At 71.6% G+C, this 10,758-nt stretch carries 10 protein-coding genes and 1 riboswitch; of the genes, 8 read left to right on the top strand and 2 right to left on the bottom strand.

Going from position 1 to position 10,758, the window contains the following annotated elements:
• The 8 genes from ACWF62_RS09220 to gcvP all read left to right on the top strand — a co-directional run.
• On the top strand, positions 1-336 hold a 336-nt coding region (locus ACWF62_RS09220), incomplete at its 5' end, for a small basic family protein (RefSeq protein ID WP_452629915.1).
• A 3-nt stretch (positions 337-339) separates the two neighbouring features.
• Entirely contained in the window at positions 340-1,086 is a 747-nt protein-coding gene (locus tag ACWF62_RS09215) for a DUF881 domain-containing protein (RefSeq protein WP_452629914.1), read from the top strand.
• 62 nt (positions 1,087-1,148) lie between these two features.
• Positions 1,149-1,553: a glycine cleavage system protein GcvH gene (gene gcvH, locus ACWF62_RS09210; RefSeq protein ID WP_378569349.1), complete on the top strand. Its 405-nt coding sequence runs from the start codon at positions 1,149-1,151 to the stop codon at positions 1,551-1,553.
• Positions 1,554-1,719: 166 nt separating this feature from the next.
• Entirely contained in the window at positions 1,720-2,199 is a 480-nt protein-coding gene (gene garA, locus ACWF62_RS09205; RefSeq protein ID WP_378507239.1) for a glycogen accumulation regulator GarA, read from the top strand.
• A complete protein-coding gene (gene ftsR, locus ACWF62_RS09200) occupies positions 2,199-2,942 on the top strand; it encodes a transcriptional regulator FtsR (protein WP_378507238.1) in 744 nt (247 codons plus the stop codon). The genes garA and ftsR overlap by 1 nt, the downstream gene beginning before the upstream one ends.
• A gap of 84 nt (positions 2,943-3,026) precedes the next feature.
• Entirely contained in the window at positions 3,027-3,500 is a 474-nt protein-coding gene (locus tag ACWF62_RS09195) for a bifunctional nuclease family protein (RefSeq protein ID WP_378507237.1), read from the top strand.
• 236 nt (positions 3,501-3,736) lie between these two features.
• Entirely contained in the window at positions 3,737-4,360 is a 624-nt protein-coding gene (locus ACWF62_RS09190) for a MerR family transcriptional regulator (RefSeq protein ID WP_378507236.1), read from the top strand.
• Positions 4,361-4,453: 93 nt separating this feature from the next.
• A riboswitch (glycine riboswitch) is annotated at positions 4,454-4,560 on the top strand.
• A gap of 185 nt (positions 4,561-4,745) precedes the next feature.
• On the top strand, positions 4,746-7,619 hold the full coding sequence (gene gcvP, locus ACWF62_RS09185; RefSeq protein ID WP_452629913.1) for an aminomethyl-transferring glycine dehydrogenase: 2,874 nt from the start codon (positions 4,746-4,748) through the stop codon (positions 7,617-7,619).
• Between the two features lie 68 nt (positions 7,620-7,687).
• On the opposite strand, the gene ACWF62_RS09180 is transcribed toward gcvP, so the two are convergent.
• Positions 7,688-8,875, bottom strand: a complete 1,188-nt coding sequence (locus ACWF62_RS09180) for a metallophosphoesterase (protein WP_452629911.1) — start codon at positions 8,873-8,875, stop codon at positions 7,688-7,690.
• 3 nt (positions 8,876-8,878) lie between these two features.
• Positions 8,879-10,666 (bottom strand): substrate-binding domain-containing protein, encoded by a 1,788-nt coding sequence (locus ACWF62_RS09175; RefSeq protein WP_452629909.1) that lies wholly within the window; start codon positions 10,664-10,666, stop codon positions 8,879-8,881.
• Positions 10,667-10,758 lie beyond the last annotated feature (92 nt).

Raw genomic sequence — 10,758 nt, 5'->3', positions numbered from 1 at the left:
GCGATCTACGGGGTGCTCGCGCTGATCGTGGGCATCGTCGCGGGTGTGGTGTTCCGCCCGGAGGTGCCGGACGCGATCCAGCCGTACCTGCCGATCGCGGTGGTCGCCGCCCTCGACGCCGTGTTCGGCGGTCTCCGCGCCTATCTCGACGAGATCTTCGACGCGAAGGTGTTCGTCGTCTCGTTCGTGTTCAACGTGCTCGTCGCCGCCCTCATCGTCTGGCTCGGCGACCAGCTCGGGGTCGGGACGCAGCTCTCGACCGCCATCGTCGTCGTCCTCGGAATCCGGATCTTCGGGAACGCGGCGGCGTTGCGCCGCAGGCTGTTCGGGGCGTGAGGAATGGCACTGGAAGGCAGGCACGAGTGGCACCGTGAGGCCCCGTCCGCGGCCCGTCGCTCGCGCGTGGTGTTCGGAGTGCTCGCGGTGCTGCTGATGGCGGCGCTCGGCGTCGCGATCGCCACCCAGGTCCGGGACACCGGGTCGGGCGACACCCTCGACTCCGCCCGTCCCGCAGACCTGTTGGTGATCCTCGACAACCTCAATCAGCGCGAGGCTGCGCTGCGCGCGGAGATCACCACCCTCCAGGACACCCTGGGGACCCTGCAGCGCAGCGGCGGCGGCTCCGACGCGGCGCTCGCGGAGGCGAACGCGCGACTGACCGCCCTGTCGATTCAGGTCGGTGCGGTTCCCGCGACCGGACCCGGCGTGCTGCTCACCGTCACCGACCCGGCCTCCGGGGTCGGTTCCGACGTGATGTTGGACATGATCCAGGAACTGCGCGCCGCCGGGGCCGAGGCAATCGAGGTCCGGGGCGGCGACGGCCAACCCGTCCGGATCGGGGTGAACTCGTGGGTGCGCGGCACCGCCGGAAAACTGCAGCTGGACGGGACGGACCTGGCCGCGCCGTACACCGTCACCGCGATCGGTGACCCGCCGACGCTGGCCGCAGCGTTGAACATTCCCGGTGGTGTCGTCGACACCGTCGCGCGCAGCGGCGGTCGGGTCACGGTCGAACAATCGGGGCAGGTCACGATCGCCGCCTTGCGAGAGGTGAAACCACGCCAATACGCTCAGCCGGGAAACTGAAATTCCGCCGCCGCACAGAAATTCCTGTGAGCGGCGTCGGAGGTCGTCGAAAGGACCACACGGTGAGCGAGACCAACATCCCGGCCGAACTGCACTACACGGCCGAGCACGAGTGGGTGCAGCGGACGGGATCGACGACCGTGCGGGTGGGCATCACCGATTTCGCACAGTCACAGCTTGGTGACGTCGTGTTCGTGCAACTGCCGTCCGTCGGCGACGAGATCGCGGCCGGTGACTCGTTCGGTGAGGTCGAGTCGACGAAGAGCGTCTCCGACATCTACGCACCGCTCACCGCGAAAGTTGTTGCGGCGAACGAGAACCTGGACGGCAGCCCGGAGCTCGTCAACTCCGCGCCCTACGGCGACGGCTGGTTGGTCGAACTCGAGATGACCGACGAGGCAGCCCTCGACACCGCGCTCGCCGGAATGCTCGACGCGGGCGCATATCGAGAGGTAGCGGGGGGATAACCCCGACGCGCCCCGTTGCGTGAGCGCCTACGCGGACCGGCATCGGCAGGGTACGGTCGTGGGGAAGGGCATTCGCCGTGTCGGGGCGCAGATCCGGATCGGTTGTGATTGTCTCTACAGATTTGTTCGGGGGTTCCCGAATCGATCGGACTGAGGAGGAGAAACGGTGAGCGACAACGACAGCGACGCGGCCTACGGGGAGACGCCCGCGGAGACCACGTCGGTCTTCCGAGCGGATTTCCTCAGCGAACTGGACGGTGCCACGGCCGCGCCGACCGAGCAGCCCGTCTCCGGTGTCGAGGGCCTGCCCGCCGGTTCCGCGCTGTTGGTCGTCAAGCGGGGGCCGAACGCGGGCTCGCGATTCCTGCTCGATCACCCGACCACGTCGGCCGGCAGGCACCCCGACAGTGACATCTTCCTCGACGACGTCACCGTCTCCCGCAGGCACGCGGAGTTCCGCCGGGAGCAGCACGAGTTCCAGGTCGTCGACGTCGGCAGCCTCAACGGCACCTACGTCAACCGGGAGCCGGTCGACTCGGCGACCCTGGCCAACGGCGACGAGGTACAGATCGGGAAGTTCCGCCTCGTGTTCCTGACGGGTCCGCGCGGCGGTGCCGGCGACTCGCCTGCGGGTGCGGGTAGCTGATGACCGCGGTCGGGCAGCGGAGCCAGGGTGCGGGCGGGATGTCGATCGGCTCCGTCCTCGATCGGCTCCGCCCCGAGTTCCCGGACGTCACGATCTCGAAGATCCGCTTCCTCGAGGCGGAGGGACTGATCCGTCCGGAACGCACCCCGTCCGGATATCGGCGGTTCTCGGTCGCGGACTGCGAGCGGCTGCGGTACGTCCTCACCGCGCAGCGTGACCAGTACCTGCCGCTGAAGGTGATCAAGGAGCAGCTCGAGGCGATCGACAGCGGCGTCGCGGTCGTCGCCGCGCCCGACACCGCCCCGCGCCGCCCCCGGATGCTCGCGGTGGCGCCGGGTGAGGTGTCCCCGGAGGAGTTTCGCCCCGACCGGGAGATCCGGATCAGCCGCAGCGACCTGCTGGCCAGGTCCGGGGTCGACGAGGGGTTCCTTGCCGAGCTGATCCGGGCCGGGCTGATCGTGCCCGGCTCCGCCGGATTCTTCGACGAGGGCGCGATCACGCTCGCGCGCACCGCGAAGGCGATGTCCGGGTTCGGCCTCGAGGTGCGGCATCTGCGGGCGTTCAAGCTGGCCGCGGACCGCGAGGCCGGCCTCGTCGCGCAGATCGCCGGACCGGTCGCGAAGGGCCGCGACGCCGGCGCCCGCGATCGGGCCGAGGAGATGGTCCGGGAACTCGCGGCGCTGTCGCTGACCCTGCACACCTGCCTGGTGAAGTCGGCCGTCCGGGGCGCACTCGATCGGTGATCCACCGGGGACGGGTCCCGGCGCGGCGCGCCTTCGGAGGCATAGAATCGGTCGAAGCAACGGTTTTCACGGGAGGCGGGCGCGATGAGTGAGATGCGTGTGATCGGGATCCGTGTCGAGCAGCCGCAAAACTCGCCCGTGCTGTTGCTCAGGGAGGCCAGCGGAGACCGGTACCTGCCGATCTGGATCGGGCAGACGGAGGCGACCGCGATCGTCCTCGAACAGCAGGGGGTCGAGCCGGCCCGGCCGCTGACCCACGACCTGATCACCACCCTGATCGGGGCCCTCGGTCATCGCCTGCTTGAGGTGCGGATCGTGGATCTGCAGGAGGGCACGTTCTACGCCGATCTGGTGTTCGACCAGAACATCACCGTGTCGGCCCGGCCGTCGGATTCGGTGGCCATCGCGTTGCGGGCGGGTGTGCCGATCCACGCGGAGGAGTCGGTGCTCGCGGAGGCCGGGCTGGTGATGCCGGACGAGCGCGAGGACGAGGTGGAGAAGTTCAAGGAGTTCCTCGAGTCGGTGTCGCCGGATGACTTTAAGGCGACCGACGGCTAGAGACTGCCCGTGGGCATCGGAGGTCTCGATCGGGTCTCGTCTGGCCGGTTCTGCCGAATCTGGGGCTAAGCTCTGGTCGTTTTGGGCGTGTTGCGTTGACCGCACGACCGTCGGCCCATAACGTCTGGCCGTCATGAATACGCACCATGTGATTCATCGGGGCGTGCACCGGGCGCTACCGGCGTACCCTTCAAGTGAATCCCTGGTCTGGATTTGCGTGCGAGAGGGAGCAGTCAGTGGTAGATCAGCCGCAGGACGCGAATGTTCGTCAACGCGTCGATGGGCAGTCGCTGGCCGGTGAGGTTGCCGACGGCGAGGGCGTGCAGCCGGGGCTGTTCCCTGACGACTCCGTCCCCGACGAGCTGGTCGGCTACCGCGTCCCGATCGCCTGCCAGATCGCCGGAATCACCTACCGGCAACTCGACTACTGGGCGCGCACCTCGCTGGTCGTCCCGTCCATACGCGGCGCGGCGGGGTCGGGCAGTCAGCGCCTGTACTCCTTCAAGGACATCCTGGTCCTCAAGATCGTCAAGCGGCTTCTCGACACCGGCATCTCGCTGCAGAACATTCGGGTCGCGGTCGATCACCTGCGCAATCGCGGGGTCGCCGACCTGGCCAGGATCACGCTGTTTTCCGACGGCGCCACCGTCTACGAGTGCACCTCCCCGGAGGAGGTCGTCGACCTGCTGCAGGGCGGCCAGGGTGTGTTCGGGATCGCGGTCAGTGGCGCGATGCGGGAACTGACCGGCACCATCGCGGACTTCCCCGCGGAGCGGGCCGACGGCGGCGAGAGCGAGCAGAGCCCCGAGGACGAGCTCGCGTCGAGGCGCCGCAGCCGGGGCAGCCGCAAGATCGGCTGACCGGCCCGGGCCCCGGTATCGGGGTGGTGCTGACCACAGTGCGGGCGGCGGGCGCGGCATTGCCGGGAACGTCGCCTAGAATTCGAGGTGCGTCGTCGTCGCGCGGGAGAGTTCCGGACCGGGAGTGTTCGCCGGTCCGGGCGCCGAAGGAGCAGCACCTCCCCGTCAATCTCTCAGGCACCCGGGACCGTGCGGGCATCGGCGCCTCTGGAAAGTGGTGGGAGCACCCACCCGCCCACGGGGAAAGGGATCGGCCGACGCGTCCACGACGCGGGGGTCACCCCGAATCTCTCAGGCGCTCCGACGAGCAGGCGACAGAGGGGGAGGAACGCACCGCGATGTGAGCGCGGTGTGACCTCGAGAACCTTCAGCCGCGGGAGTTGCCTTGACCGATCACCCCTTCACCTTCGTCGATCGCCACATCGGACCCGACGCCGCCGAACTCGAACGGATCCTGCACGTCGTCGGTGTCGACGACCTGGAGATGCTCGCCACGAAGGCGGTCCCGGCGGCCATTCTGGATGCGGCGTCGGCGCCGAGTGGCGCGGGGGGGAAGGCGACCGTCGGCGTCGGCTCCGGGCTGGAGACGCTCCCCGAACCGCTGTCCGAGCACGACACGCTCGCCGAACTGACCGCGCTCGCGGGGCGCAACACGGTCGCCACGTCGATGATCGGCCTCGGCTACTACGACACCCTCACCCCGCCGGTGCTGGTGCGCAACCTCATCGAGAACCCGGCCTGGTACACCGCGTACACGCCCTACCAGCCGGAGATCAGCCAGGGCAGGCTCGAGGCGCTGCTGAACTTCCAGACGATGGTCTCCGACCTCACCGGGATGGAGGTCGCGAACTCGTCGATGCTCGACGAGGCCACCGCCGCCGCCGAGGCGATGACCCTGCTGCGCCGCGCAGGCCGGTCCAAGTCCGCGCGTTTTGTCGTCGACATCGACCTGTTCCCGCAGACCCGCGCGGTGATCGAGACCCGCGCGACGCCGCTCGGCATCGAGGTCGTCGAGGCGGACCTGGCGCAGGGGCTGCCCGACGGCGAGTTCTTCGGCGTCCTCGCGCAGGTGCCGGGCGCGTCCGGCCGGATCGTCGACCACTCCGCGCTGATCGCCGCCGCGCACGAGCGCGGTGCCCTAGTCGCGGTCGGCGCCGACCTGCTTGCGCTGACCCTGCTCACCCCGCCCGGCGAGCTGGGTGCCGACGCCTGCTTCGGCACCACGCAGCGGTTCGGCGTCCCGATGGGCTTCGGCGGCCCGCACGCCGGCTACCTGGCGGTGCACTCGAAGCTCGCCCGGCAGCTGCCCGGCCGCCTCGTCGGCGTCTCCGTCGACGCCGACGGCAACAAGGCGTACCGGCTCGCACTGCAGACCCGCGAGCAGCACATCCGCCGGGAGAAGGCGACCTCCAACATCTGCACCGCGCAGGTGCTGCTGGCCGTGCTCGCCGCGATGTACGCGAGCTACCACGGCGCCGAGGGCCTGACCGCGATCGCGCGGCGGGTCAACGCATCGGCCCGCACCCTGGCGGCCAGCCTGCGCGCGGGTGGCGTCGAGGTGGTGCACGCGGAGTTCTTCGACACCGTCCTCGCCCGGGTGCCGGGCCGGGCCGCCGACGTCGTCGCGACCGCGAAGGGCTGGAACGTGAACCTGCGCCGCGTCGACGCCGACCACGTCGCCGTGGCCTGCGACGAGGCCACCACCGACACCCATCTGCAGTCCGTGCTCGCGGCCTTCGGTGTGGCAGCAGCCGAGGTTGTCGACGCGGCGCCGTCGCTGCCCGCATCGCAGACGCGCACCTCGGCGTTCCTCACCCACCCGGCGTTCACCAGCCACCGCACCGAGACCGCGATGATGCGCTACCTGCGCAAGCTGTCCGACAAGGACATCGCCCTGGACCGCAGCATGATCCCGCTCGGCTCGTGCACGATGAAGCTGAACGCGGCCGCCGAGATGGAGGCCATCACCTGGCCGCAGTTCAACTCGCTGCACCCGTTTGCTCCGGCCGGTGACAGCGACGGCATCCGTGCGCTGATCGCCGACCTGGAGTCGTGGCTGTCGTCGATCACCGGCTACGACCGGGTCAGCCTGCAGCCGAACGCGGGCAGCCAGGGCGAGTACGCGGGCCTGCTCGCGATCCGCAACTACCACCTTTCCCGCGGCGACGACCACCGCGACACCTGCCTGATCCCGTCCAGCGCGCATGGCACCAACGCCGCGTCGGCGGTGATGGCGGGCATGCGCGTGGAGGTCGTCGCGTGCCGCCCGAACGGTGACGTCGACGTCGACGACCTGAAGGCGAAGATCGCCGACCACGCCGAGCGGCTCGCGGCGATCATGATCACCTACCCGTCCACGCACGGTGTGTACGAGCAGGAGGTCGGCGAGATCTGCGCGGCCGTGCACGACGCGGGCGGGCAGGTGTACGTGGACGGTGCGAACCTGAACGCGCTCGTCGGCCTTGCCCGGCCGGGCCGGTTCGGCGGCGACGTCAGCCACCTGAACCTGCACAAGACGTTCTGCATCCCGCACGGCGGCGGCGGCCCCGGCGTCGGCCCGGTCGCGGTGCGTGCGCACCTGGCGGCGTTCCTGCCCGGTCATCCCCTCGCCCCGGAGCTCGGGGACGGCCCGACCGTGTCCGCCGCCCCGTACGGCAGCGCCTCGATCCTGCCGATCACCTGGGCGTACATCCGGATGATGGGTGCGGCCGGGCTGCGGGCGGCGTCGCTGACCGCGATCGCCTCGGCCAACTACATCGCCCGCAGACTCGACGAGCACTTCCCGGTCCTGTACACCGGCGAAAACGGGATGGTCGCGCACGAGTGCATCATCGACCTGCGGCAGATCACCAAGGACACCGGCGTCACCGTCGATGATGTCGCGAAGCGGTTGGCGGACTACGGTTTCCATGCCCCGACGATGAGCTTCCCGGTCGCGGGCACCCTGATGATCGAGCCGACCGAGTCGGAGAACCTCGCCGAGATCGACCGCTTCTGCGACGCGATGGTCGCGATCCGCGGCGAGATCGACCGGGTCGGGTCCGGGGAGTGGCCGGTGGACGACAACCCGCTGCGCGGCGCCCCGCACACCGCGGCCTGCTTGGTCGGGGAGTGGACCCACCCGTATTCGCGGGAGTTGGCCGTCTTCCCGGCGGGCACCGCGGACAAGATCTGGCCGCCCGTGCGCCGCATCGACGGCGCGCACGGCGACCGCAACCTGGTGTGCTCGTGCCCGCCGATCGAGGCGTTCAGCGGCTGATCCCGCTGCCCCGGGTTCCCTGATGTCACACCGGATATCGTCAAGTGAGCCGGTGTGACATTGGGGAACTAGCGGGTGAGCTCGAGGATCGTGATCTCGGGTGGGGCGCCGACCCGGACCGGGGGACCCCACGCCCCCGCGCCGCGGCTGGTGTAGAGGACGGTGTCGCCGAACCGGTCGAGGCCGGTCACCGACGGCTGCTGCAGCGGGACCACGTAGCCCAGCGGCCACATCTGCCCGCCGTGCGTGTGCCCGGACAACTGCAGGTCGACGCCCCACTCGGCGGCCTCGGTCACCTGCTTCGGCTGGTGGGCGAGCAGGATCACCGCGCGGTCGCGGTCCCGGTCCGCCAGTGCGGCGGGCAAATCGGGCTCGTACGGGGCGGGCGAGCGGTAGTCGTGCACGCCGGCGAGGTCGATGACCGCATCGCCGCGACGCAACTCCACCCGGGTGTTGCGCAGCGTGTGGATGCCGAGCCGCTCCCACAGATCGAGCCAGCGGCCGCCGTCCCCGGCATAGAACTCGTGGTTGCCGCTCACCCCGAACACGCCGAGTGGGGCGTCGAGGTCGGCGAGCGGCGCCAGGTCGGCGCCGACCTTCGTGACCGTGCCGTCGACGAGATCGCCGCCGAGCAGGATCAGGTCCGGCCGTTCGGCGCCGACGGCCGCGACGACCCGCCGGGTGAACGCCGCGCCGCGGGCGGGCCCGACGTGCAGGTCCGTCACGAGCGCGATGCGGGTCCCGGCAAACTCGGCGGGAAGCCGCCGCAACGGAACCCGCACCCGCACGATCCGCGGCGCGGCCGCCTCCGCAACGCCGTATCCGACCGCACCGACCGACGCCAGCACGACCGCCGCGGCCGCCCCGCGCAGCAACCGCCGCCGGGTCGGATCCGCCGGGCCGGGCGGTGTCGGATTGCCCGGGCCGGGCGGTGCCGGCCGGTCGGTCGCCCGCCGCGGTCCGCGTCGGACCCGGCGGGCGAGGGCGGCGAGCACCGTGAGGATCCCGAGACCGAGCGTCAGGTACAGCCCGGCCGCCAGCCAGACCCAGCCGACGACGGCGGGCCCCCGCGCCCAGGCCGGGTCGAACACCTCCCCGCTGCCGACCCCGATCAGCGCGGCGGCCCCGAGCAGGCCCAGCCCCCACCCGAGGACGCGGCGGCCGACCGACGACAGTTCCAGCAGCCGGGTCATCCGGCGGTACAACCACCAGCTGAGCAGCGCGAGGAGGACGGCGAACAGCAGAATGCGCTGCACCGGTCAGCGCACCAGCGGGGTGAGCGACTCGGTGAGCGCGGGCCCGTCCGAGCCGGGGACCGCGACGAACGTGCCGCCCGTCCGGTCCGCCAACGCGGTCAGCGTCGCGGCGTCGGAGTTCTCGCCGATCGTCACGACATCCACCCGGACCGGGGTGCCCTCGGCGCCTGCCGAGTCGATCGACGCCAGGAACTGGCTGCTTCCGATGCTGGTGTCGTCGTTCGGGCCGTCGGTGACCAGGAGCACCGAGTTCGGCCGGTCCGGGTCGGCGCTGCGCGCCGCACTGGTGTACGCGGCCTGCACGGACGGGTAGGTGGACGTCGCGGTCGCCGGGCTCAGCGACGCGAGTGCGGTGCCGATCGCCTCCCGGCGGGGAACTCCGCCCACCGAGTCGGTGACCGGCCCGGTCGGGACGAGGACCCGGTACGCCTTCGACCCGTCCAGGCCCCGCGAGTACACCCACAGACCGACCTCGGACTCGTCGGGGACGGCCGCGACCGCGGCGGTCAGGGCGGCGACGGTGTTCGCGAGCCGGGTGTCCCCGCCCTCCACCGTGCGCATCGACCCCGACACGTCCACCAGCAGCGTCGTACGTCCCGGCCGGGTCGGCAGTGTGACGATCCGGTGCAGCTCCGCGGACACCTCCGGGGCGGGCGGGGCCAGTTCGGTCGCGATCGGGGCGTAGGGCACCGCCGGGGACGGGGCCGGGGTGCGGTCGCCGGCCCGGAACCCGGCGGCCACGAACGCGTCCGCCTGCTCGGGTTGGCGGAGGAAGTCGGCGAACTCGGCCGCCGCGCGGCGGTGCGTCTCGTCGGTCCAGTCCGTCGCGAGCACCACGCCGGGATGGTCGGCGACCGGGGTGGCCCCGGTCGGCGTCACCCCCCGCAGCTCGGCGCCCCCGGCGATCGCGGCGGCCAGCTGCTGCTCGGTGGCGGGCGCCGCGTGCAGGGTGCCGTCGCGGGGGTCGTCCTGCGCGCCGAGCGCGCGCAACGCGTCGGCGGTGGTCGCCGGGGAGTGCGGGACGGCGGCGGATCCGCGAGCGAGGGTGGTCAGGGCCGCGTCGACCGCCGGATCGGAAACCTGCTCTGCGGTCACCGGTCCCGCGCCTGCGCCGGCGGTTGCGGCCGCAACGGCCTCCGCCGCGGCGGTCGTCGCCGCCGAGTCCGGGGGCATCGCCAGCCGCAGCGTGCCCCAGTTCGGCAGCCCGCCCGCCGCCAATCCGTCCGGGTCGGTTTGCAGCCGCGGCAGGTCCTGCCATCCGACGAGGGGCCGGGACATCGCCTGCGCGACCACGGTCGGGGCGGCGATCACGATCGCCGCCGAGGCGAGGGAGCGGGGTTGCCCGTCGATCATCCCCACGGTGGCGGGCAGGGCGGACAGCGCCCGGCTCGACTGCGGAATCCACAGGGCGGGGGCGGGTGTCGTGCCGGTCCACGCCCCGCCCGCGCTCGCGGTGAGGGCCTGGGCGGTCACCGCGGACGGCTCGTCGGTCACGGTGACGGTGATGCAGTGGTCGCGGACGACCGGCGCGGTCGCCGCGTAGCGGGCGCCGAGGTCGCGGATCACCGGCGCGATGTCGGGGTCCGCGGTCACCGCCAGCGCGGCCTCGCCCTCCACGCAGGTACGCGCCGCCTGGGTGCCCTGGTCGGAGATCCTGTCCCGCAACTGAACCCAGCCGAGCACGGCGAGGACGAGGACGATCACCGACGCGACGGCGATCACCGGGCCCTTGCTGACCCCCCGGAAACCCCCGTTGCCACTGCCGTTCGCTTCGCCGCGATGTTGACCCACGGCGGCCAGTCTACGGATCGGCCGGGACCGGCCCCGGCATGCACGACGCCGCCCTGCCTCGCGGGCCGGGCGGCGTCGTCGCGGTGTGCCTG

The sequence above is a fragment of the Rhodococcus sp. NPDC054953 genome (genome assembly GCF_053609225.1).
This window is presented reverse-complemented; position numbering and strand designations above follow the sequence as displayed.